Origin of the sequence: Pseudomonas sp. PS1(2021) (genome assembly GCF_020405165.1) — a bacterium.
Lineage (GTDB): Bacteria > Pseudomonadota > Gammaproteobacteria > Pseudomonadales > Pseudomonadaceae > Pseudomonas > Pseudomonas aeruginosa.
Genome location: NZ_CP084484.1, coordinates 5,533,118 through 5,555,008 on the forward strand (window position 1 = coordinate 5,533,118; position 21,891 = coordinate 5,555,008).

Here is a 21,891-nt window from a genome sequence, read left to right on the forward strand (position 1 = left end):
CGGTCAAACCGGAGCGCCTTCTTCAATTCCCTGGAAGACTACTTCCGTTTCATCGAATCGAAGAACTCATCGTTGGTCTTGGTCTGCTTGAGCTTGTCGATGAGGAATTCGATCGCGGAGATCTCGTCCATCGGGTGCAGGATCTTGCGCAGGATCCACATGCGCTGGAGCTCGTCCTCGCTGGTCAGCAGCTCTTCGCGGCGGGTACCCGAACGGTTGATGTTGATGGCCGGGAACACGCGCTTCTCGGCGATCTTGCGATCCAATGGGAGTTCCATGTTGCCGGTACCCTTGAATTCCTCGTAGATCACCTCGTCCATCTTCGAGCCGGTTTCCACCAACGCCGTGGCGAGAATCGTAAGAGAACCGCCCTCTTCGATGTTCCGCGCGGCGCCGAAGAAGCGCTTCGGCTTCTCCAGGGCATGGGCGTCGACACCGCCGGTGAGCACCTTGCCGGAGCTGGGGATCACGGTGTTGTAGGCCCGCGCCAGACGGGTGATGGAGTCGAGCAGGATGACCACGTCCTTCTTGTGCTCGACCAGGCGCTTGGCCTTCTCGATCACCATCTCGGCGACCTGTACGTGACGGGTCGGCGGTTCGTCAAAGGTCGAGGCGACCACTTCGCCGCGCACGGTGCGCTGCATTTCGGTCACTTCCTCAGGGCGCTCGTCGATCAGCAGGACGATCAGGTGGCATTCGGGGTTGTTGCGGGTGATGTTGCTGGCGATGTTCTGCAGCATGATGGTCTTGCCCGCCTTCGGCGGCGCCACGATCAGGCCGCGCTGGCCCTTGCCGATCGGCGCGCAGAGATCGATGACGCGGCCGGTCAGGTCTTCGGTGGAGCCGTTGCCGGCTTCCATCTTCATCCGCTCGTTGGGGAACAGCGGCGTCAGGTTCTCGAAGAGAATCTTGTTCTTCGCATTCTCCGGACGATCGAAGTTGATCGAGTCGACCTTGAGCAGGGCGAAGTAACGCTCGCCCTCTTTCGGCGGCCGGATCTTGCCGATGATGGTGTCGCCCGTGCGCAGGTTGAAGCGCCGGATCTGGCTCGGCGAGACATAGATGTCGTCGGGGCCGGCCAGGTAGGAAGAGTCGGCGGAGCGCAGGAAGCCGAAGCCGTCCTGAAGAATCTCCAGCACGCCATCGCCGGAGATCTCTTCACCACTTTTCGCGTGCTTCTTCAGCAGGGCGAAGATGATGTCCTGCTTGCGCGAACGGGCCATGTTTTCCAGGCCCATGGCATCGGACATTTCCAGCAGTTCGGCAATCGGCTTTTGCTTGAGTTCGGTCAGATTCATAGGAAAGAGATAGGTACGCAGAAAGAGGAATTGGAGAAAGCGTCGAGCTTGGGAAAGCCGTGTCGCAAGGGGGCGACAGGAGCGCTAGAAAGTTCGAGTAGGAAGTGCGTCCGGGACGGCATGCAGAAGGCGACGGAAAAAACGTCGCGAACCCGAATTTAACACCGTGGCCGCGTGGCGTCTATAGAAACGCAAAAAAAAGCCCCGCGAATCGCGGGGCTTTCCAGCGAGGCCTGGGCCCGGCTCAGATATTGGCGTCGAGGAAGGCCGCCAGCTGCGACTTGGACAGTGCGCCGACCTTGGTCGCCTCGACATTGCCGTCCTTGAACAGCATCAGGGTAGGGATGCCACGCACGCCGTATTTCGGCGGGGTATCCTGGTTCTCGTCGATGTTCAGCTTGCAGACCTTCAGCTTGCCCTGATAGTCCCTGGCGACTTCGTCCAGCACCGGCGCGATCATCTTGCACGGACCGCACCACTCGGCCCAGTAGTCCACCAGCACAGGGCCGTCGGCCTTCAGCACGTCCTGCTCGAAGCTGGCATCAGTAACGTTGACGATATGTTCGCTCATGAAATCTCTCCGTAGTCGGACGCGAATTGAAACGCGAAAGTGCCGACCATCATATCCCGCCTTGACCCTCGCCGGAAGGCGCAGCCGATTGAGAGTCTCTATCGTTGGTCGGCTGATTCCCGATTGATCGGCTGCCGCATTGGCGACCCTCGCCCTATCGTGGCAGGATGGCGCAGTTTTCCAATGGACTTGCAAAGCATGCCGCAAAAACCTGCCGAGGCATTCCCGCTGATTGCCGCCCTGGACCTGGGTTCCAACAGTTTCCACCTCTGTCTGGCCAAGGCCAATATCCACGGCGAAGTCCGCATCCTCGAACGGCTGGGCGAGAAGGTCCAACTGGCCGCCGGCCTCGACGAGGAGCGCAATCTCAGCGAAGAGGCCACCCAGCGCGGCCTCGACTGCCTGCGCCGCTTCGCCCAGTTCATCAGCGGCATGCCCCAGGGTTCCGTACGCGTGGTCGCGACCAACGCCTTGCGCGAGGCGCGCAACCGCAGCGATTTCATCCGTCGTGCGGAAGAGGTTCTCGGCCATCCCGTGGAAGTCATCTCCGGCCGCGAGGAAGCCCGCCTGATCTACCTCGGCGTCGCCAACAGCATGCCCGACAGCGGCGGTCGCCGGCTGGTCAGCGACATCGGCGGCGGCAGCACCGAGTTCATCATCGGCCAGGGTTTCGAGTCCGAGCTGCGGGAAAGCCTGCAGATGGGTTGCGTCAGCTACACCCAACGCTACTTCCGCGACGGCAAGATCACCCCGGCCCGCTACGCCCAGGCGTACACTGCTGCACGCCTGGAACTGATGGGCATCGAGAACAGCCTGCGGCGCCTCGGCTGGCAACAGGCGGTCGGCGCCTCCGGCACCATCCGCGCAGTGGCGCTGGCGATCAAGGCCGGCGGCCACGGCAACGGCGAGATCAGCCCGGACGGACTGGCCTGGCTGAAGCGCAAGGTGCTCAAGCTCGGCGACGTGGAGAAGCTCGATCTGGAAGGGATCAAGCCGGACCGCCGGACCATCTTCCCGGCCGGACTGGCCATTCTCGAAGCGATCTTCGACGCGCTGGAACTGGAACAGATGGTTCACTCCGAGGGCGCCCTGCGCGAAGGCGTTCTCTACGACCTGGTCGGCCGTCACCAGCACGAGGACGTGCGCGAACGCACCATCAGCTCGCTGATGCAGCGCTACCACGTCGATCCGGAGCAGGCTTCGCGGGTGGAGGCCAAGGCCCTCAAGGTGCTTGCCGAAGTCGGCGACGCCTGGGAGCTGAACGGCGAACTGCACCGCGACCTGCTGAGCTGGGGCGCACGGGTCCACGAGATCGGCCTGGACATCGCCCATTACCACTACCACAAGCACGGCGCCTACCTGATCGAGCACTCCGACCTGGCTGGCTTCTCGCGCCAGGACCAGCAGATGCTGTCGCTACTGGTACGCGGCCACCGCCGCAACATTCCGGCGGACAAGCTGGCGGAGTTCGCCGAGGAAGGCGACAAGCTGGTACGCCTGTGCATCGTGCTGCGCTTCGCGATCCTCTTCCACCACATTCGCGGCACCCAGGAAATGCCCTCGGTGCGCCTGAAGGCAGAGCCCAAGAGCCTTTCGGTGACCTTCCCCGAGGGCTGGCTGGAAGCCAACCCGCTGACCCAGGCCGACTTCGCCCAGGAAGCCGAATGGCTCAAGCGAGTCGGCTACAGCCTCAACGTGCGGTAAGCACTGGCGCGGCCAGCTTCTCCAGCAGGGTCGCCTGGGTATTGCGGGGGTTCTGGTTACCGGTGGGGCTGAGCCGCTGGTAGCTACCGTCGGCCTGCAACACCCAGGCCTGGGTGTTGTCGGTCAGATACGTTTCCAGTTCCTTCTTGACCCGCTGCACCAGCTTCTTGCCTTCCACCGGGAAGCAGGTCTCGACGCGCATGTCGAGGTTGCGCTCCATCCAGTCGGCGCTGGATAGATAGAGCTTCTCGTCGCCGCCGTTGAGGAAGTAGTAGATGCGGCTGTGCTCGAGGAAGCGTCCGATGATCGAGCGCACGTGGATATTGTGCGAGACCCCCGGGATGCCTGGCCGCAGGCAGCACATGCCACGCACCACCAGGTCGATCCTGACCCCGGCCTGGCTGGCCTTGTACAGGGCGCGGATGACCTTCGGATCGGTCAGCGAGTTGACCTTGGCCATGATGTGCGCCGGCTGGCCGAGCGCCGCCTGGGCCGCCTCGCGGTTGATCATTTCCAGCAGGTTCTTCTTCAGGGTGAACGGCGCATGCAACAGCTTCTTCATGCGCAGCGTCTTGCCCATCCCGATCAGTTGGTTGAACAGCTTGTGCAGGTCCTCGCAGAGCGCCACGTCGGCGGTCAGCAGGCTGTAGTCGGTGTACAGGCGAGCGTTGCCGGCATGGTAGTTGCCGGTGCCCAGGTGCGCGTAGCGGCGCAGTTCGCCGTCCTCGCGACGGAGGATCAGCATCATCTTGGCGTGGGTCTTGAAGCCGACCACGCCGTAGATCACTACCGCGCCGGCCTGTTGCAGGCGGCTGGCCAGTTGCAGGTTGGACTCTTCGTCGAAGCGGGCGCGCAGCTCGATCACCGCGGTGACCTCCTTGCCGTTGCGTGCCGCCTCGACCAGGGCGTCGACGATCTCAGAGTTGGCGCCGCTGCGGTACAGGGTCTGCTTGATCGCCAGCACGTTCGGATCCTTGGCGGCCTGGCGCAGCAGGTCGATCACCGGAGTGAAGGACTCGAACGGGTGCATCAGCAACACGTCGAGCTTGCTGAGGACGTTGAAGAGGTTTTCCTTCTTCTGCAAAAGACGCGGGATCGCCGGGGTGAAGGGCGGGTACTGCAGCTCCGGATGGCTTTCCAGGCCGGTGACGCTGAACAGGCGGGTCAGGTTGACCGGGCCGCTGACCTTGTACAACTCGCTTTCGGACAGGCCGAACTGCTTGAGCAGGTAGTTGGTCAGGTTCTGCGGGCAGGTATCCACCACCTCCAGGCGTACCGCATCCCCGTAGCGACGCGAGAACAGCTCGCCGCGCAGCGCGCGGGCCAGGTCCTCGACATCCTCGGTGTCCACCGACAGGTCGGCGTTGCGGGTCAGGCGGAACTGGTAGCAGCCCTTCACCTTCATGCCGGGGAACAGGTCGTCGGCGTGGGCGTGGATCATCGACGACAGGAACACGTAGTTGTCGCCCTCGCCGCCAACGTCTTCCGGCAGCCTGATGATCCGTGGCAGCAGGCGCGGCGCCGGGATGATCGCCAGGCCGGAGTCGCGGCCGAAGGCATCCATCCCCTCCAGCTCGACGATGAAGTTGAGGCTCTTGTTCACCAGCAGCGGGAACGGGTGGGTCGGGTCGAGGCCGATCGGGGTGATGATCGGCGCGATCTCGTCGCGGAAGAAGCGCCGCACCCAGGTCTTGATCTTCAGCGTCCAGTGACGCCGGCGGATGAAGCGGATCTGGTGCTTGGCCAGCTCCGGCAACAGGGTCTCGTTGAGGATCCGGTACTGCCGCGACACCTGCTCGTGGACCAGCTCGCTGATCCGCGCCAGTGCCTGGTGCGGCAGCAGGCCGTCGGCGCCGGCCTGCTCGCGGGCGAAGGTGATCTGCTTCTTCAGGCCGGCGATGCGGATCTCGAAGAACTCGTCGAGGTTGCTCGAGAAGATGAGGAGGAACTTCAGCCGCTCCAGGAGCGGGTAGGACTCGTCCAGCGCCTGTTCCAGCACGCGGATGTTGAACTGCAACTGGGAGAGCTCGCGATGAATGTACAGGCTGCTGTCATCCACGCTGGGAACCACCGCAGGTGGCGTTTCCACCGGGATCGTTTCGGCCATCTTCACTTCTGCTTCGCTTTCCACGTTCGCCACTACGGTTTCGTCGGCGGCGATACGTTCGATCTCATCAAGTCCTTGCTGCGTATTCATTCATCTTCCCGAGGGGGTCAACGCCCCCGTCTTAATTGTTCTGCGGCCTGCTTGGCGAAGTAGGTCAGAATGCCATCGGCGCCGGCACGTTTGAAGGCGGTAAGGGACTCGAGGATCACCGATTCGGCCAGCCAGCCGTTCTGGATGGCGCCCATGTGCATCGCATACTCGCCGCTGACCTGGTAGACAAAGGTCGGGGCGCGGAATTCATCCTTCACCCGACGCACGATGTCGAGGTAGGGCATGCCCGGCTTGACCATCACCATGTCGGCGCCTTCGGCCAGGTCGGCGGCCACTTCGTGAAGTGCCTCGTCGCTGTTCGCCGGATCCATCTGGTAGGTGGCCTTGTTGCCCTTGCCGAGGTTCGAAGCCGAGCCGACCGCATCGCGGAACGGACCGTAGTAGGCGCTGGCGTACTTGGCCGAGTAGGCCATGATCCGCACATTGGTGTGGCCGGCAGACTCCAGGGCCTCGCGGATCGCACCGATGCGACCGTCCATCATGTCCGAGGGCGCTACCACCTGGGCGCCGGCCTCGGCGTGGGACAGCGCCTGCCGTACCAGCACGTCGATGCTGACGTCGTTGAGGACGTAGCCATCGTCATCCAGGATGCCGTCCTGGCCATGGGTGGTGAACGGGTCGAGCGCCACGTCGGTGATGATGCCCAGCTCCGGAAAGCGCTCGCGCAGGGCGCGGGTGGCGCGCTGGGCGATGCCTTCCGGGTTGTATGCCTCGGCGGCGTCCAGGGACTTCTTCTCCACCGGGGTCACCGGGAACAGCGCCAGCGCCGGAATGCCCAGGGCCACCCACTCTTCCGCCTCGATCAGCAACTGGTCGATGGACAGGCGCTCGACGCCGGGCATCGACGGAATGCTTTCACGCTGGTTGACCCCATCGAGGACGAACACCGGCAGGATCAGGTCGTCGACGGTGAGGACATTCTCGCGGACCAGGCGGCGGGAGAAGTCATCGCGGCGATTGCGCCGCAGGCGGGTGTAGGGATAGGCGCGATTGGCGGGAGTGAAGCTCACGGTTTACTCCAGGGCCCAGATAACGGGCACAGTGTGACAGTTATAGTCCCTGATTATGACGGATTGGCAACAAGCGACGACAGTGACTCAAGGTCGCGGCATCCTGCCGCACCGCCAATCATCGCAAAAAGCCAGCGGCAAAGGCCATTCATTGCACAATCAATGACCTGGGCCGTGACGATCGCGCTTTCCCCACGCCCTCAACCGAGTTAGGCTGCGCGTTCATTTCGCTTCGCTGCCCCGATGATGCTCCAACAATTCCTGCAGGACTTCGGCTATTTCGCCCTTTTTCTCGGTACTTTCTTCGAGGGCGAAACCATTCTCGTGCTGGCCGGGTTCCTTGCCTTCCGCGGCTACATGCAGCTGGATACCGTGATTCTCACCGCCTTCCTCGGCAGCTACGCCGGTGACCAACTCTGGTACTTCCTCGGCCGCCGCCACGGCCGCCGGTTGCTGGCGCGCAAGCCGCGCTGGCAGAAGCTCGGCGACAAGGCGCTGGACCATGTGCGCCGCCATCCCGACCTGTGGGTGCTGAGTTTCCGCTTCGTCTATGGCCTGCGTACGGTGATGCCGGTGGCCATCGGCCTGTCCGGCTATCCACCGGCCCGCTATCTTCTTCTCAACGGCATCGGCGCCATCGTCTGGGCCGCCGCGCTGGGCTCCGCCGCCTACTATTTCGGCAGCGTACTGGAAGGCATGCTCGGCAACATCAAGAAATACGAACTCATGGTCCTCGGCGGCCTGATCGTGCTGGGCCTGCTGCTCTGGCTATGGCGGCGTTTCAAGACACCGCGCGGCAACGGCGCGGGCGGCAACGCCGACAAATCCGAGTGAACCCGCGCCGACGCGACTGAACAGCCGGCCCCTTCGTACACTCCAACTCCTTGTACCCTCCGCTCCGGCTGGCCGCCGGGGCCGGCGGCTCGCTATGCTTGCGCGATACCGACCCCGGCCAGGCCCGTCCGGTCCGGATCCTGCGTTCCCAAGGAGTAAGCCTCATGCACAAGAAAGTTGCCGTCATCCTCTCCGGTTGTGGCGTCTACGATGGCGCGGAAATCCACGAAAGCGTGATCACCCTGCTCCGCCTCAGCCAGCGTGGCGCCGAGGCACAATGCTTCGCGCCGAACATCGCCCAGCACCATGTGGTCAACCACCTGACCGGCGAGGAAATGCCGGAAAGCCGCAATGTCCTGGTCGAGTCCGCGCGTATCGCCCGCGGCGAAGTCAAGGACCTGCGCGAAGCCCGCGCCGAGGACTACGACGCGCTGATCGTGCCCGGTGGCTTCGGCGCTGCGAAGAACCTCAGCGACTTTGCCATCAACGGCGCGCAATGCCAGGTGCAGCCGGACGTGCTGGCGCTGGCCAAGGCTTTCGCCGAAGCCGGCAAGCCAGTCGGGCTGATCTGCATCGCTCCGGCGATGGCGGCGAAGATCTACGGCGCCGGCGTCCAATGCACCATCGGCAACGACGCCGACACCGCCGACGCGCTGAAGCAGATGGGTGCCGAGCACATCGACGCGCCGGTGGACGAGATCGTCGAAGACAGCGCGCGCAAGCTGGTGACCACCCCGGCCTACATGCTCGCCCAGTCGATAGCCGAAGCCGCTTCCGGGATCAACAAGCTGGTCGACCGGGTGCTCGAACTGGTGGACCAGGACAAGGCCTGATCGGCCAAGCACGAGGGCGGTCGCGCCGCCGCCCTTTTCAAATCCGTGCCGCTACGCCAGCGTGCGTCTCGAAACCATCGAATCGAGACGCCGCGATGAGCGAAACGCCCTCCTCCGCCCTGCCTGACGACGTCCACCAACTGGTGGCGGATTTCTTCCAGCGCATCCCCTTCAACCGCATGCTCGGCATCCGCGTGGCGAGCCTGGGCCGCGAGCGGGTAGTCCTCGACCTGCCGATGAAGGACGAACTGATCGGCAACTTCGTCCAGGGCATTCTCCACGGCGGGGTGATCTCCAGCCTGCTCGACGTCACCGGCGGAGCGATGGCCCTGATCGGCGCCCTCGAACGGCATCGCGAACTGCCAGGCCACGAGCGCATGGCGCGGCTGTCGAAACTCGGCACCATCGACTTGCGCGTCGACTACCTGCGCCCGGGACGCGGCCGGACGTTCACCGCCCATGCGGTGCCGCTTCGCTCGGGCAACAAGGTCGCAGTGGTGCGCTCGGAACTGCATAGCGACGACGGCACGCTGGTCGCCGTCGGTACCGGTACCTATCTGTGCGGCTGACTCGCGCGTAGATCGGCTTCCCGCTGCAGGCGGGTGAGCAGGCGGTCCAGGGCGTTGGCGAACGCCTGGCGGTCACGCTCACCGTAGGGCGCCTGGCCGCCGCCCATCTGCCCCTGGTCACGCAGGTCGGCCATCAGGTTGCGCATGGCCAGCTTATCGCCCATGTTCCGCGCGTCGAACTCGCGGCCGCGAGGATCGAGGGCGGCAACCTGTTTCTTGATCAGCCGATCGGCCAGCGGTACGTCGCTGCAGATCGCCAGGTCGCCCGGCTCGGCCTGCTCCACCAGGTAATCGTCAGCCGCATCCATCCCGCTTTCCACCACCACCAGACGCACGCAGGCGAACGGCGGCTTGACCTGCGGCTGGCCGGCGACCATCCAGACTTCCAGCTTGCGCTTGAGGGCGAACTTGCAGACCAGTTCCTTGGCCGCCTTGGGGCAGGCGTCGGCATCGATCCAGATACGCATGAACGGACTTCCGTAGAAATGACGACGGCCAGTATCGCACTGGCCGTCGTGGTTGCGCGAACCCGCTCAGTCGGCCGCGTTGGCCGCCGCACGCCGGCGCTCGACGATCCGGCTACGTCCGTAGAGCAGCGCGATGGCCACCAGCGCCATGGCCTGGGCCGACAGCGAATAGGCGTCGGCCTTGATCCCCAGCCAGTCGAAGTCGAAGAACGGGACCGGACGAGTGCCGATCACCCCGGCTTCCTGCAAGGCGATGACGCCATGTCCGGCGAACACCACCGAGAGCGCACAGAGCAACGCCGCGTTGATGCTGAAGAACAACCCCAGCGGCAGTTTCGCCGAACCACGCAGGATCACCCAGGCCAGGCCGATCAACAGGACCACGGCGGTCGCCGCACCGCCGATCACGGCATTGTGCCCGGCCGGTCCGGCCTGCAACCAGAGGGTTTCGTAGAACAGGATGACCTCGAACAACTCGCGGTAGACCGAGAAGAACGCCAGCACTGCGAAGCCGAAGCGTCCGCCACCGCCCACCAGGCTGCTGCGGATGTAGTCCTGCCAGGCTGCCGCGTGGCGGCGGTCGTGCATCCAGACGCCGAGCCAGAGCACCATCACGCAGGCGAACAGAGAGGTGAAGCCCTCCATCAGCTCGCGCTGGGCACCGCCGATATCGATCACATAGGCGGCCAACGCCCAGGTGGCGAAGCCGGCGACGAAGGCCAGCCCCCAGCCGACGTGCACGCCACGCACGGCACTTTCCTGCCCGGTATTGCGCAGGAAGGCGAGGATGGCGGCAAGCACCAGGATTGCCTCTACCCCTTCGCGCAACAGGATCAACAAGGCGGAAACGAAACTGATGGAGAAACTCAGCGAGTCGCCGCCAAGCTGCTTGGCGGCCTCTGCCAGCTTGCCCTTGGCCAGCTCCAGCTGTTGCGCCACCTGGGTTTCCGGGAGGCCATCGCGCAACGCCTGGCGGTAGGCCATCAGCTGCTTCTCGGTGGAGCGGCGCAAATCGGCGTCGACGTTGTCCAGCGAGCTTTCCACCAGCTCGAAGCCTTCCAGGTAGGCCGCCACCGACAGGTCGTAGGCCTGGTCGCGGTCGCCTTCGCGATAGACCGCGAAGCTCTTGTCCAGGGTGGCGGTGGTATAGTCGATCAACTGCCCAGGACCGCGCTGCTCCAGCGGCGGATGCGCACGCAGGGCGCGGAAGCTCTCCGCAGCGGCCTCGCCGTCGTACTCGGCGACTTCGGCCGGAGTCTGCGTGGCCAGGGTCGCCAGCGGGTAGGCATGGGCCTTGTCCGGCTGCGCACTGCGGGCGCTCAGGCCGGCCACATAGCTGGCCAGATCCCAGCGCTGGCGTTCGTCGAGCTGGTCGGCGAACGCCGGCATGTCGGTGCCCGCCACGCCCAGGCCGATGACGTTACGCAGGTCGTAGAGGCTCAGGTGGTCGAGGCGCTGGCGATCGGTGAGGTTCGCTGGCGGCGGTTCCAGGCCGATGCCGGCGGGGCCGTCGCCCTTGCCCGCATCGCCATGGCAGATCGCGCACTGCTGGGCATAGATCGGCGCCGCGCGGCTCGGGTCGGGGGTGATCGCGGGGGTCTGCACCACCTGGTAGATATCCGCCACCCGTGCCTCGAGGTTGCGCGCCTGGAGGGCCACGTCCCTTCCCGGCAAGCGCTGCTCGATGGCCTGGCGCAGGCTGGCGACGCCCCTCTCCAGCTCGGCGCGCTCGGGGCGCATCGGCAGGGTCAGGACCAATGCCTGCAGGTTGCCGACGAACTCCACCTGTTCCTGGTATTCGCTGGGGTCGACGATCTTGCCGTCAGCCACGGTCGGCGGATAGTCGGCCGCCAGGTAACTCAACAGATGCAAGGCTTGGGAGGGGTCGACGGCCGTGTCGGCAAGAGCTCCAAGGCTGAACGCGCAGACCAGCGGCAGCAGCCACAGCAGGATTTTCGGAGGGTGCATGGCGAAGACGAAGTGAGAATGGAAGAGATTAAATTGTCCCTTCGCCTTCCCGCCCATGCAAGAAATACTCTGTAACAATCACGCCCATCAGCGTGTCGGGCGGCTCAGAGCGGCGCTCGGCGTACCGTCGCCAGCAGCCCCGCGGCACCGACGAACAGGCTGGCGAAGGTACGGTTCACCAGCTTCTGCTGGCGCGGCGAACGCAGTACGCGTAGCACGCGCGCAGCCAGCCCGGTGTAGCCGGCCATGACGATCAGGTCGACGACGATCATGGTGCCGCCCATGATCAGGTATTGCGCCAGCAGCGGCTGGTGCGGGTCGATGAACTGCGGCAGCACCGCGAGCATGAAGATCACCGCCTTGGGATTGCTGGCGTTGACCAGGAAACCACGCAGCACCAGGGTCAACGGTCGCCCCAGAGGCCGTTCGCCATCGGTGCTCAAGGCCTGTGGCGGCGCCTGCCACTGGCGCACCGCCAGGTACACCAGGTAGGCCACGCCGAACCACTTGATCAGGCTGAAAGCCAGTGCCGAGGTCGCCAGCAACGCACCGACGCCGGCGGCGACAATGGCGATCTGCAGGGCCAGGCCGATCTGCAGGCCCAGCGCGTTCCAGTAGCCTCGCGCAAAGCCGTACTGCAACCCGCAGGACATCGAGGCGATGGCTCCGGCGCCCGGCGACAGGCTGATGGCCCAGCAGGCGAGGAAGAAGGCGAACCAGGTACTGACGAGCATTGCACACCTCGGAAAGCGAACGCGGCTGGCGGCGGGAACGAAAAAGCCAGTGTGCACCAAGGCGGAGCAGCCGCACAGGTTTTCCGACCACGCGCCTCGCCCAACCTTTGCGGGCGCAACCTGGCGGACAGAAAAAACCCGGCAGATGCCGGGCTTTCCCGAGGATACGCGCTCAGCCATGTTGGGCAGACCACCGCGATGCGGCTATTCGCCCTGGCCCCGAACGCTCTCAGTCCGGCGAACCCTTGCGCAGCTTCACCGGCTCTTCGCCGCGCTTGCGCGCCAGGGCTCCGCGCAAGCGGATGTTCAGCGCCTCCACCGCCAGGGAGAAGGCCATGGCGAAGTAGACGTAGCCTTTCGGCACGTGCACTTCGAAGGACTCGGCCACCAGCACGGTGCCGACCACGATGAGGAACGACAGGGCGAGCATCTTCAGCGAGGGGTGTTTCTCGATGAAGTCGCTGATGGTGCCTGCCGCCAGCATCATCACGCCGACCGAGATGACGATCGCCGCGACCATCACCGGCACGTTCTGCACCAGACCGACGGCGGTGATCACCGAGTCCAGGGAGAAGATGATGTCGATGATCGCGATCTGGACGATGATGCCCATGAAGCCGTGGACCTTGCCGCCGCTCTTCTGCTCTTCTTCCGCGCCTTCCAGGCTGTGGTAGATCTCCATGGTGCTCTTGAACAGCAGGAACAGGCCGCCGAAGAAGAGGATCAGGTCACGCCCGGAGATGCCCTGGCCGAACAGGTGGAACAGGTCGGTGGTCAGGCGCATGACCCAGGTGATCGAGAGCAACAGCAGGATCCGCGTGCCCATGGCCAGGGCCAGGCCGAAGAAGCGCGCCTTCGGTTGCTGGGCCGGCGGCAGGCGCCCGACCAGGATCGAGATGAAGATGATGTTGTCGATGCCGAGGACGATTTCCAGGGCGGTCAGGGTCAGGAACGCGACCCAGATTTCAGGACTGGCGAGCCATTCCATAGATGGTTATTTCCCGTTTTTTGTTGGAGTTGAAAAACCTGGCCCACGCCAGCGACGCACGGCTTTCTGGAAGAACAGGCTGTTGGGAATCTGCAGCAGCGGGCCCGGCGAGCCATCCTCGAGGGTTTCTTCCAGTGTCGTATACAAGAGATTGATGGCAACCACGCGTCCGGTGACGCCCGGTTTGTCGGCGCTATCGATCAGCTCCACGCGGTCGCCGATGCGGAACGGCCCGACGGTGAAGATCAGCAACGCACAGAACAGGTTGGAGAGCACGCTCCAGATGGCGAAGAAGGCTACCGCCGCCACCGCGGCGAAACCGGTCAGCGCGGTCCACAGCACTTCGGCGGACACGCCCAGGCGCTCCAGCACCATGATCAGTGCGCTGACCATGATCAGCCAGCGCAGGCCCCCACGCAGCGGCAGGAGCAGCTCCGGCGGCACCGGATAACGCTCGCCGATACGGGTCACCGTGCGTCGGACCAGGCGCTGTAGCAGCCAGGCGACCAGCAGGATGAGCAGGATCTGCATCGCCACCACCAGCGGCCCGCTCCAGGTCTGCGTCAACACCTGCAAGTCTTCCATCACTCACTGGCCTCTAGTTCTTTCTGCAGGGCTTCGAGGGTTTCCAGGGCCTCCAGCCAACGTTCCTCCAGCTCGCCTTCGCGAACCTTCAGGCTCGATTGTTCGGACAGCAACTCGCGCAATTCGTCCTTTCGCGATACGTCGTACAGGGCGCTGTCGCCCAGCCGCGCCTCGATAGCGGCTAGCTTTTCGTGCAGGCCGCCGAGTTCGCGCTCCAGCTTGTCGGCCTCGCGCTTGTGCGGCGCCAGCTGCTGGCGCAGCGCGGCCGCTGCCTGGCGCTGGGCGCGCTTGTCGGTGCGTTCGGTCGGCGCACCCGGCGCGGTCTCGGCCTGCGGCGCCTTGCGCGCACGATAGTCGACCAGCCAACGGGCGTAATCGTCGAGATCGCCATCGAACGGCACCACGCGCCCATCGGCGACCAGGAGGAATTCATCGGTGGTGCTTTTGAGCAGGTGCCGGTCGTGGGAAACCACCAGGACCGCCCCGGAAAACTCCTGTAGAGCCATGGTCAAGGCCAGGCGCATTTCCAGGTCGAGGTGGTTGGTCGGCTCGTCGAGCAGCAGCAGGTTGGGCTTCTGCCAGGCGATCAGCGCCAGGGCCAGGCGCGCTTTCTCGCCACCGGAGAAGTTCAATACCGGCTCGTCCACCCGAACGCCGCGGAAGTCGAAGCCGCCGAGGAAGTCCTTGAGGGTCTGTTCGCGCTCGCCGGGGGCGATACGCTGCAGATGTAGCAACGGGCTGGCCTGTGGATCCAGCGAATCGAGCTGGTGCTGGGCGAAGTACCCGATGGCCAGGTTCTCGCCGCGCAGCAGGCGGCCGCCCAGCTCGGGCAGGTCCCCGGCCAGGGTCTTGATCAGCGTCGACTTGCCGGCGCCGTTGGGACCGAGCAGGCCGATCCGCGCACCGGGCACCAGTTGCAGCTTGACCTTCTCCAGCACCGCCTTGTCGCCATAGCCGAGACGGCCTTCGCCGAGATCCAGCAACGGCCGGGAGATCTTGTCCGACTCGCGGAAACTGAAATTGAACGGCGAATCGACATGTGCCGGCGCCAGTTCCTCTAGACGCTCCAGCGCCTTGATCCGGCTCTGCGCCTGGCGCGCCTTGGTGGCCTTGGCCTTGAAGCGGGCGATGAAGCTTTCCATGTGCGCACGCTGCGCCTGCTGTTTCTCGTAGGCCTGCTGTTGCTGAGCCAGCCGCTCGGCGCGGGTCCGCTCGAAAGCGGAATAGCCGCCGCGGTAGAGGGTCAGCTTGCGGTTTTCCAGATGCACCACGTGGTCCACCACCGCATCGAGGAAGTCGCGGTCGTGGGAGATCAGCACCAGAGTGCCGGGATAACCCTTGAGCCACTCTTCCAGCCAGAGGATGGCGTCCAGGTCGAGGTGGTTGGTCGGTTCGTCGAGCAACAGCAGGTCGGACGGGCACATCAGCGCCTGCGCCAGGTTCAGGCGCATCCTCCAACCACCGGAGAAATCACCGACCCGGCGCTCCATCTGCTCGCTGCTGAAGCCGAGCCCGGCCAGCAGCTTGCGCGCCCGTGCATCGGCGGTATAACCGTCGGCGTTGTCCAGCTCGGTATGCAGGCGCGCCAGGGCAGAACCGTCGTGCGCCGCTTCGGCGACGGCCAGCGCCGCCTGGATCTCGCGCAGGCGACTGTCGCCGTCGAGCACGTAATCCACCGCCAGGCGATCCAGGGTATCGACCTCCTGGCGCATGTGCGCGATGCGCCAGTCGGCGGGCAACAGGCAGTCGCCGGCATCCTGCCCGAGCTGGCCGCGCAACAGCGCGAACAAGCTGGACTTGCCAGCGCCATTGGCCCCGATGAGACCGGCTTTCTGGCCGGCGTGCAGGGTCAGTTCAGCAGCTTCCAGGAGGCGCTGCGGCCCGCGCTGTAGCGTAAGATTGAGGAGTCGGATCATGGCGGCGGAGTTTATCAGTTTCGCCCTTGCGGAGCGTGAGGCTGTATGACTGGAAATGTCTGGAAATTCGCGGTGGACGTCTATGCCCGGCCGGGCGTGGAAACGGCTTGCCTCGCGCTTCAGGAGCAAGGTGCGGACGTCTGCCTGTTGCTGGTCGCCGCCTGGCTTGGCAGGCGCGGTGTGAGCTGCTCGAAAGAACGCGCCCAGATCCTGGAGAACGCCGCGCGTCCCTGGCGCGAAACGGTCATCGAACCCCTGCGCAGATTGCGTTGCGCCTGGCGCGAAGCGGCAACCCACGACGCCTGCCTGGCCGAACTCCGCGAGGAAATGAAGGCCCAGGAACTACGAGCGGAACGGGAACACCTGCAACGCCTGGCCGACCTGGCCACAGCCTGGCTGGAGGGCCAGGAAGCGCATCGCAGTGCGGATGCCTGGCTGCAAGCCTGCAGCCGGGACATCTGCACGGAAGCAGAGCGCCGGGCTTTGCTGGTGCTTGGCTCGGCGGCTTTGCAGACAGCGCCTTAGGAGGCGCTGGTCGGGGCGGCGCCGTTGCTGCCCGCGGCAGGCGTTGCCGAAGCAGCGCTGGAGGCGGCTGCCGGGGCGCTGGGAGTCGCCGCAGGCTTCGCAGCAGGAGCGGTGGCGGGCTTGGTTGCGGCAGGTTTCGCGGCTACGGGTTTCGCCGCAGGCTTGGCCGCCGGTTTCGCCGCAGGCTTCGCAGCCGGCTTGGCTGCAGGCTTCGCGGCCGCGGATTTCGCCACAGGCTTGGCCGCCGGTTTCGCCGCAGGCTTCGCAGCTGGCTTGGCTGCGGGCTTCGCGGCTGCGGTTTTCGCCGCGGGCTTGGCCGTCGGTTTCGCGACAGGCTTCGCTGCCGGCTTGGCGGCGGGCTTCGCGGCTGCGGTTTTCGCCGCAGGCTTGGCCGCCGGTTTCGCCACAGGCTTCGCCGCCGGCTTGGCTGCGGGCTTCGCGGCTGCGGTTTTCGCCGCGGGCTTGGCCGCCGGTTTCGCAGCAGGCTTCGCCGTCGGCTTGGCTGCGGGCTTCGCTGCCGCGGTTTTCGCCGCAGGCTTGGCCGCCGGTTTCGCAGCAGGCTTCGCAGCCGGCTTGGCCGCAGGCTTCGCCGCTACGGTTTTCACCGCAGGCTTGGCTGCCGCCTTCGCAGCAGGTTTGGTCGCGGGTTTCGCCTTGCGGCTCTCCAGAGCCTTGCCAGCGGCTTCCTTCACCTTGCCGACACCCTGCGCCAGCTTGAGGCTTTCCTGTACGTCACGCTTGAGGCCGACGATGTAGGTACGGGTGTCCGCCTGCCGGGCCTTCAGGGTATCCAACGCTTCTTCCAGGTCGCTGATGGTCTCGCGCGCCTTGGCCTGTGCCTTGGTCTTGCCGGCCTTGGCAGCATCCTGCAGCTTGGTGCGAGCCTTGTGCAGTTTTTCCTGGGCTTTGCCACGTTGCTTTTCAAGTTTGGCCAGGAGCTTTTCCGAATCGACCAGCGCTTGTTTGCACGCACCTTCCAGGTGCTCGACAAGGCTGTGGGAAAGTTGCTGCAACAGGTGCAAGGGGGTGGTGACGGGCTTCTTGTTGGCCGACATGACGTGCCTCCAGGCGGACGTGGTTGCGCCCATACTAGACCCGCACACCCCCTCTCGCCAACGGGTTCGATGTGCTACAAGCGACGTGCGCCAGGATTGCCCGCCGATTCGTCTGGAGAAACCGCATGCCGCGCCGCCTTTTCATCGGTCTTTTTCTACTGCCGCTGCCGCTTTTCGCCGCGCCCCCCAAGGACGAACTGGCCTATGCCGTAGGCGCCCGCCTGGGCATGCGCCTACAGCAGGAAATGCCCGGCCTAGAGCTATCCGAGCTACTTCTCGGACTGCGCCAGGCCTATCGCGGCGAGGCACTTGAAATCCCCCCCGAACGCATCGAACAACTTCTGCTGCAACACGAGAACGCCACGACGGAAACACCGCGGACCACACCCGCCGAGGCCCGCTTCCTGGCCAACGAAAAAGCCCGCTTCGGCGTCCGCGAATTGACCGGCGGCGTCCTCGTCAGCGAATTACGTCGTGGCCAAGGTAACGGCATCGGCGCGGCAACCCAGGTACACGTCCGTTACCGCGGCCTGCTCGCCGACGGTCAAGTGTTCGACCAGAGCGAAAGCGCCGAGTGGTTCGCCCTGGACAGTGTGATAGAGGGATGGCGCACAGCGTTGCGAGCGATGCCTGTCGGCGCGTGCTGGCGAGTGGTGATTCCTTCGGCGCAAGCCTATGGCCACGAAGGCGCTGGCGACCTGATCCCGCCCGACGCTCCGCTGGTCTTCGAGATCGACCTGCTGGGCGTCCGCTAAAATGCAAAAATGGCGCTCTCCCGCATGGAGACGCGCCGTTTCGTAACGACTCGCCGGTGAATCAGACCGGTACTGCCGAACCCTCTGCGCCGCTCTGGCTGTGGGCGTTGTGCAGGACTTCGATGAGGCAGTCCTCCAGCTCGAAGCGTTCGTGCAACTGTTGCCGCAGGACCTTCAGCTCCGCGATGAGGCAGGCTCCTTCACGGCAATCGCCGTTGTCGCAGCGATCGTTGAAGTTCAGCGCGGATTCGGTGATGGCTTCCAGCCGGGGGAAGATCTGCTTGGCCAGCTCCAGGCCGCGCTGATCGCCGAAGGCCTTGCCTTCCGCCGTCAGTTGCTCGTAGACCTCGAAGTGTCCGGCAGATACGTAGTCCAGCAGCAATTGGCAAAAATGCTGGAGTTCTTCGGCGTTGGGCGCCGGTGCCTGAATACCGCTCAGGGCATCGAAGGCCTGCACCAGTTGCTGGCGCTCATGCAGCCAGCGATCGATCAGTTGGTGCACGCCCCCCCACCGCTCTTGGGCATTACGGCAGCTTTCGAGCATGTTGTCCTCGCTTCCCTCTTCGGACGTCCCGGAGAATCATCGTCCGCTCCGAGACGCATTGCTGACGCACTCTCTGCGCTCTGTGGGAGAACGCCTGTGCAAGGGGCGGACTCCGGCGCTACGGAAAGCCAGATTATGCCCCCGGGATGACCCCATCAAGACGCCCGTACAGAAAAATTCATACGGATGTTTGATCGGTATCCCGCATCCGCTCTGGTTTTCGCCAAATCGATACGGCCGACGCTCGAGAGCTGACGAAAGGCCACGGGACAGCCCGCGTCAGGCACGTCGGAGGAACTGCACGATGGAGAAACCGAGATAGGCAACGAACGCCAGCAGGCTCCATTCCGGAATGCTCAGGGTGAACAGCGTCCAGCTCACCTGGGCACAATCCGCGGTGCCATGCAGGACCAGGCGGATCACTTCCTGGAAGGGAAGCGCCTGCATCATGTAGTCGAGGCTGGGCAGGCAGGCCGGCAGTTGGTCCAGCGGAACGGTCTGCAACCATACCTGGCGGGCGGCCGTGGCCCCGCCGCCGAGAGCGAGCAGGAACACCAGCACGGAGTAGATACGCCGCCCACGTAGACCGGGCCCCTGGATCGCGCCAGCGAGGCAGGTCAGGCCGATCAGGATGAAGAAGATCCGCTGCACGACGCACAGCGGGCAGGCCTCCAGGCCAACCACATGTTCCAGGTACAGCGCCCCGCCCATGATGGCGACGCAGGCCAGGAACGCGAGAAGGAAAAGCTGACGGGGGCTGGCCAGGGGCATGGCGGATCCACAGGTACACAGGGGAAAGGCCGCCTACGGTAGTGGAAAGCCTCCGGCCGTTTCAAGCCGCAAGGCCGCTCTGCGGCAAGACATCCCGAATCATGCCAGGCGCCCGCGACAAGCCGCCACAGTCCTGCCGATGGAGCCGAACGGGGAACGCCGGGTGGCGTTCCCCATGCTCAAATGCCCGCCACCACCACGGGCAGCCCCGGAGTACGCCGATCGAGCAGGACCAGGCCCTCCTGGAACAACTGGTTGCTGCGCTCGACCTCGCCGAGCTGCGCCAGCAGGCGTCCCAGCTCGGCGCAGGTCTCGGCACTGCGCTGGAAGCTCAGGCTGGCCTCCAGGTATTCCCGGGCCTTGCCCCAGAGCTTGTTGATCAGGCACAGGCGCCCCAGGGTCAGCAGCAGGCCGGGATCGTTCGGATGTTCCTTGAGCCAACCTTCCGCGGCCTGCAATTGCTTGCCCGGATCGCGCCCGCGCACCTGCCCGTAGAGTTGCACCAGGGTCGCGTCGAAGCCTTGCTTGAGCGCATGGCGGAGGACTTCTTCAGCCTCTTCCTCGGCGCCCAGGCGAAGCAGTTGGGCGGCATAGCCCGCGACAATCGCCGGGTCTGCACGCAGCGCCGAAGGCACGTTCTGCCAGCGCTGGGTCAGCGGCTGCAACGCCGTCTCGCCCTCGTTCAGTCCACGCTCGCCGGCTTCCTGCAAGGAAGCCACCCAGGCACGGCGTTCGAGGTCGCGCAGTTCGGAATCCTTCAGCACACGCTCCTTGCGCAGCTCCGGCAGCAGGACGCAAAGGGCCTGCCAGTCGTGCTGGGTGACGTACAGCTGCTGCATCAGCCGCAATACCGTGCGGTGCTGCGGCTGGAGCCCGTGCAGCTCTTCAAGGGTATTGCGTGCCTGCGGGTAGTCGCCGCGATTGATCAGCAGTTGCGCACGGGTCAGGCCGACCAGCAATTGGGCGTCCGGCTCGCGCTCGCGAGCCCGGTTCAGCAGGTCGTCGGCCTCGTCGTAGCGTTCGAGTTCGTTGGCGGCCCGCGCCGCGCCGAGGTAATGCATCAGCGGCCGCTCGCCCATCTCCGCCGCCCGCCGCAAGTGACGCAGTGCTTGCGGCCAGTTGCCTTCGCCGAGATCGCGCAGGCCGCTGTGCTCGGCCATCTGCACGCGACGCCGGCGGTTGTAGCGCGACCAGGGGTTGACCACCCGCCCCGAGCTGCCGAGCAGGCGCAGGACCAGGCGCACCAGCACCACCAGCAGCCAGACCACCGCCAGCAGGGCGAGGAACGACCACAGGCTGGATTCGTAACGGAAGCTCTTGTAGGCGATCAGCACATAGCCGGCCTGCTCGGAGATCGCCAGCCCAACCAGCGTGGCGACCAGCACCACCGCCAGGACCAGGAGGTAGATGCGTCTCATGGACGGCCCTCCGTGGCCGGAGCCGCCTGCGCCTCGGGCACCAGGTTGCCGGCGGCCTCGCGGCGCGACACGTAGGACTGCAGGGCGCTCAGGGCCGGTGCGAGGTCAGGGACCTGCACGGTGACCGGCTGCTTCGCCAACTCATCGATACGCAACTTCAACGCGCGGCTGTCGGCCAGCTCTACGTTGAAATAGCCGTCCAGCACGTCCTGGGCCTGCTTCAGCGCCTGCTCGTAGACTTCCTGCTTGCCATTCAGCGCCGCCCACTGGGCTTGCTCCAGGGCCAGGCCGATGGTCAGGCGCACCTGCGCCAATTGCTCGCCGGCCAGCAGCGGACGAATGTCCTGGCCGGCATTGAAGTCGATGCGGATGTAGCGCGAGATCTTCTCCCACCACAGCTCCCAGGTGCTGTTGCCGTCGCCCCAGGCGACATTGCTGGCACCGCTTTCGCCTTCCTTGAAGGTCGGCGTGAGCGGTTGCAACTGGTTGACCTGCTCGCGCAACGCCGCCAGTTGCACGAACAGCCCGGTACGGTCCGGCTCCGGCAACGCACGCAGGGCCTCGAGGCTGGCCGCCAGCTTGGCGCGGGCGGCATAGGCGCCGGGATCGTTCTGCGCGCGCAGGATGTCATCGGCGCCCTGCACCAGCTCGGTGGCGCTGCCCACGTCCTGCAAGGCGGACAGGCGCAGGCTGGCCAGGCGCAGCAGGTGTTCGGCCTCGGCCAGTCGCCATTGCTGGCGGCTCTGGCCGAGGACCTTCTTCAGTTGCTCGCTGAGATGCTGCTGGTCGCCCTGCAGCTCCACCACAAGGCGTCGCCGGGCCTCCAGTTCGTCCGCGGTAGGCAAAGCGTCCAGGCGGGCAGCCAGTTGCTGGTTGCGCTGGGCCAGGGATTCGGTCTTGCCACGGGCATCTTCCAGCTGCGCCAGCTGGTCACGCTCGGTGCCCTGCAACTGCTGGACCTGCCAGAAGCTCCAGCCACCCGCGCCGAGTCCCGCCACGCCAACCAGCAGGGCGAGCAACGCCAGGCCGGTGGCGGTACCGGAACGCCTGGATGCATCGGGTGCAACGGGAGAAGGGGTGGAAGTGGAAGTTCTTGCGTCGTCTTGGGGAGTGACTGCTTCGCTCACA

At 65.1% G+C, this 21,891-nt stretch carries 21 protein-coding genes; 6 read left to right on the forward strand and 15 right to left on the reverse strand.

Features of this window, described 5'->3' with window-relative positions; translation table 11 throughout:
- Window positions 1-38: 38 nt before the first annotated feature.
- Together rho and trxA are read right to left on the reverse strand one after the other, a co-directional pair.
- Complete coding sequence (rho, locus tag LE197_RS26365) at window positions 39-1,298, reverse strand: transcription termination factor Rho (protein WP_003096334.1); 1,260 nt, start codon at window positions 1,296-1,298, stop codon at window positions 39-41.
- A 244-nt stretch (window positions 1,299-1,542) separates the two neighbouring features.
- Window positions 1,543-1,869 carry a thioredoxin TrxA gene (gene trxA / locus LE197_RS26370; RefSeq protein ID WP_003096336.1) on the reverse strand — a complete coding sequence of 109 codons (327 nt, stop codon included), beginning with the start codon at window positions 1,867-1,869 and terminating at the stop codon, window positions 1,543-1,545.
- A 198-nt stretch (window positions 1,870-2,067) separates the two neighbouring features.
- Between trxA and ppx the strand changes: the two genes are divergently transcribed.
- A complete protein-coding gene (ppx, locus tag LE197_RS26375; protein ID WP_003114040.1) occupies window positions 2,068-3,573 on the forward strand; it encodes an exopolyphosphatase in 1,506 nt (501 codons plus the stop codon).
- Here the strand turns inward: ppx and ppk1 are convergent.
- Both ppk1 and hemB read right to left on the reverse strand, forming a co-directional pair.
- Complete coding sequence (ppk1, locus tag LE197_RS26380; RefSeq protein ID WP_003099209.1) at window positions 3,560-5,770, reverse strand: polyphosphate kinase 1; 2,211 nt, start codon at window positions 5,768-5,770, stop codon at window positions 3,560-3,562. The genes ppx and ppk1 overlap by 14 nt on opposite strands.
- Before the next feature lie 17 nt (window positions 5,771-5,787).
- The gene (gene hemB / locus LE197_RS26385) at window positions 5,788-6,801 is read right to left on the reverse strand and encodes a porphobilinogen synthase (protein ID WP_003096352.1); all 1,014 of its coding nucleotides are present in this window, start codon (window positions 6,799-6,801) and stop codon (window positions 5,788-5,790) included.
- 243 nt (window positions 6,802-7,044) lie between these two features.
- Between hemB and LE197_RS26390 the strand changes: the two genes are divergently transcribed.
- The 3 genes from LE197_RS26390 to LE197_RS26400 all read left to right on the forward strand — a co-directional run bounded on the left by LE197_RS26390 (window position 7,045) and on the right by LE197_RS26400 (window position 9,037).
- Window positions 7,045-7,635 carry a DedA family protein gene (locus LE197_RS26390; protein ID WP_003096354.1) on the forward strand — a complete coding sequence of 197 codons (591 nt, stop codon included), beginning with the start codon at window positions 7,045-7,047 and terminating at the stop codon, window positions 7,633-7,635.
- A gap of 164 nt (window positions 7,636-7,799) precedes the next feature.
- Complete coding sequence (elbB, locus tag LE197_RS26395) at window positions 7,800-8,468, forward strand: isoprenoid biosynthesis glyoxalase ElbB (protein WP_003099212.1); 669 nt, start codon at window positions 7,800-7,802, stop codon at window positions 8,466-8,468.
- A gap of 95 nt (window positions 8,469-8,563) precedes the next feature.
- Complete coding sequence (locus LE197_RS26400; RefSeq protein WP_003111254.1) at window positions 8,564-9,037, forward strand: thioesterase family protein; 474 nt, start codon at window positions 8,564-8,566, stop codon at window positions 9,035-9,037.
- On the opposite strand, the gene LE197_RS26405 is transcribed toward LE197_RS26400, so the two are convergent.
- The 6 genes from LE197_RS26405 to LE197_RS26430 all read right to left on the reverse strand — a co-directional run bounded on the left by LE197_RS26405 (window position 9,022) and on the right by LE197_RS26430 (window position 15,695).
- Window positions 9,022-9,504, reverse strand: coding sequence for a YaiI/YqxD family protein (locus tag LE197_RS26405; RefSeq protein WP_003099218.1), 483 nt, complete (start codon window positions 9,502-9,504; stop codon window positions 9,022-9,024). The genes LE197_RS26400 and LE197_RS26405 overlap by 16 nt on opposite strands.
- A gap of 66 nt (window positions 9,505-9,570) precedes the next feature.
- Complete coding sequence (locus tag LE197_RS26410) at window positions 9,571-11,472, reverse strand: cytochrome c/FTR1 family iron permease (protein ID WP_031637896.1); 1,902 nt, start codon at window positions 11,470-11,472, stop codon at window positions 9,571-9,573.
- A 104-nt stretch (window positions 11,473-11,576) separates the two neighbouring features.
- Window positions 11,577-12,206 (reverse strand): LysE family transporter, encoded by a 630-nt coding sequence (locus LE197_RS26415; RefSeq protein WP_003096365.1) that lies wholly within the window; start codon window positions 12,204-12,206, stop codon window positions 11,577-11,579.
- 229 nt (window positions 12,207-12,435) lie between these two features.
- Window positions 12,436-13,194 (reverse strand): TerC family protein, encoded by a 759-nt coding sequence (locus LE197_RS26420; protein ID WP_003099222.1) that lies wholly within the window; start codon window positions 13,192-13,194, stop codon window positions 12,436-12,438.
- 6 nt (window positions 13,195-13,200) lie between these two features.
- Complete coding sequence (locus LE197_RS26425) at window positions 13,201-13,779, reverse strand: mechanosensitive ion channel family protein (RefSeq protein WP_003114038.1); 579 nt, start codon at window positions 13,777-13,779, stop codon at window positions 13,201-13,203.
- Entirely contained in the window at window positions 13,779-15,695 is a 1,917-nt protein-coding gene (locus tag LE197_RS26430; RefSeq protein WP_003114037.1) for an ATP-binding cassette domain-containing protein, read from the reverse strand. The genes LE197_RS26425 and LE197_RS26430 overlap by 1 nt, the downstream gene beginning before the upstream one ends.
- 72 nt (window positions 15,696-15,767) lie before the next feature.
- On the opposite strand from LE197_RS26430, the gene LE197_RS26435 reads away from it, so the two are divergent.
- Complete coding sequence (locus tag LE197_RS26435) at window positions 15,768-16,220, forward strand: TIGR02444 family protein (protein WP_029610550.1); 453 nt, start codon at window positions 15,768-15,770, stop codon at window positions 16,218-16,220.
- On the opposite strand, the gene algP is transcribed toward LE197_RS26435, so the two are convergent.
- Window positions 16,217-17,275 (reverse strand): alginate regulator AlgP, encoded by a 1,059-nt coding sequence (gene algP / locus LE197_RS26440; RefSeq protein ID WP_003115263.1) that lies wholly within the window; start codon window positions 17,273-17,275, stop codon window positions 16,217-16,219. The two genes, LE197_RS26435 and algP, sit on opposite strands and share 4 nt — an antisense overlap.
- A 125-nt stretch (window positions 17,276-17,400) precedes the next feature.
- Here algP and LE197_RS26445 point away from each other — a divergent pair, with 125 nt between their 5' ends.
- Entirely contained in the window at window positions 17,401-18,030 is a 630-nt protein-coding gene (locus LE197_RS26445; RefSeq protein WP_003146577.1) for an FKBP-type peptidyl-prolyl cis-trans isomerase, read from the forward strand.
- A 61-nt stretch (window positions 18,031-18,091) separates the two neighbouring features.
- On the opposite strand, the gene rsd is transcribed toward LE197_RS26445, so the two are convergent.
- From rsd to LE197_RS26465, 4 genes are all read right to left on the reverse strand, one after another.
- Entirely contained in the window at window positions 18,092-18,574 is a 483-nt protein-coding gene (rsd, locus tag LE197_RS26450; protein WP_003120370.1) for a sigma D regulator, read from the reverse strand.
- 279 nt (window positions 18,575-18,853) lie between these two features.
- Window positions 18,854-19,345, reverse strand: coding sequence for a disulfide bond formation protein B (locus LE197_RS26455; protein WP_003099230.1), 492 nt, complete (start codon window positions 19,343-19,345; stop codon window positions 18,854-18,856).
- A 179-nt stretch (window positions 19,346-19,524) separates the two neighbouring features.
- On the reverse strand, window positions 19,525-20,763 hold the full coding sequence (locus LE197_RS26460) for a heme biosynthesis protein HemY (RefSeq protein ID WP_003096390.1): 1,239 nt from the start codon (window positions 20,761-20,763) through the stop codon (window positions 19,525-19,527).
- Window positions 20,760-21,890, reverse strand: coding sequence for a uroporphyrinogen-III C-methyltransferase (locus LE197_RS26465; RefSeq protein ID WP_003123705.1), 1,131 nt, complete (start codon window positions 21,888-21,890; stop codon window positions 20,760-20,762). Before LE197_RS26465 ends, LE197_RS26460 begins: the two co-directional genes overlap by 4 nt.
- Window position 21,891 lies beyond the last annotated feature (1 nt).

Bases quoted from the DNA above. Each gene is read 5' to 3' on its own strand.
- rho (WP_003096334.1), bottom strand. From the start codon at position 1,298: ATGAATCTGACCGAACTCAAGCAAAAGCCGATTGCCGAACTGCTGGAA.
- trxA (WP_003096336.1), bottom strand. From the start codon at position 1,869: ATGAGCGAACATATCGTCAACGTTACTGATGCCAGCTTCGAGCAGGAC.
- ppx (WP_003114040.1), top strand. From the start codon at position 2,068: ATGCCGCAAAAACCTGCCGAGGCATTCCCGCTGATTGCCGCCCTGGAC.
- ppk1 (WP_003099209.1), bottom strand. From the start codon at position 5,770: ATGAATACGCAGCAAGGACTTGATGAGATCGAACGTATCGCCGCCGAC.
- LE197_RS26390 (WP_003096354.1), top strand. From the start codon at position 7,045: ATGATGCTCCAACAATTCCTGCAGGACTTCGGCTATTTCGCCCTTTTT.
- elbB (WP_003099212.1), top strand. From the start codon at position 7,800: ATGCACAAGAAAGTTGCCGTCATCCTCTCCGGTTGTGGCGTCTACGAT.
- LE197_RS26400 (WP_003111254.1), top strand. From the start codon at position 8,564: ATGAGCGAAACGCCCTCCTCCGCCCTGCCTGACGACGTCCACCAACTG.
- LE197_RS26405 (WP_003099218.1), bottom strand. From the start codon at position 9,504: ATGCGTATCTGGATCGATGCCGACGCCTGCCCCAAGGCGGCCAAGGAA.
- LE197_RS26410 (WP_031637896.1), bottom strand. From the start codon at position 11,472: ATGCACCCTCCGAAAATCCTGCTGTGGCTGCTGCCGCTGGTCTGCGCG.
- LE197_RS26415 (WP_003096365.1), bottom strand. From the start codon at position 12,206: ATGCTCGTCAGTACCTGGTTCGCCTTCTTCCTCGCCTGCTGGGCCATC.
- LE197_RS26420 (WP_003099222.1), bottom strand. From the start codon at position 13,194: ATGGAATGGCTCGCCAGTCCTGAAATCTGGGTCGCGTTCCTGACCCTG.
- LE197_RS26425 (WP_003114038.1), bottom strand. From the start codon at position 13,779: ATGGAAGACTTGCAGGTGTTGACGCAGACCTGGAGCGGGCCGCTGGTG.
- LE197_RS26430 (WP_003114037.1), bottom strand. From the start codon at position 15,695: ATGATCCGACTCCTCAATCTTACGCTACAGCGCGGGCCGCAGCGCCTC.
- algP (WP_003115263.1), bottom strand. From the start codon at position 17,275: ATGTCGGCCAACAAGAAGCCCGTCACCACCCCCTTGCACCTGTTGCAG.
- LE197_RS26445 (WP_003146577.1), top strand. From the start codon at position 17,401: ATGCCGCGCCGCCTTTTCATCGGTCTTTTTCTACTGCCGCTGCCGCTT.
- rsd (WP_003120370.1), bottom strand. From the start codon at position 18,574: ATGCTCGAAAGCTGCCGTAATGCCCAAGAGCGGTGGGGGGGCGTGCAC.
- LE197_RS26455 (WP_003099230.1), bottom strand. From the start codon at position 19,345: ATGCCCCTGGCCAGCCCCCGTCAGCTTTTCCTTCTCGCGTTCCTGGCC.
- LE197_RS26460 (WP_003096390.1), bottom strand. From the start codon at position 20,763: ATGAGACGCATCTACCTCCTGGTCCTGGCGGTGGTGCTGGTCGCCACG.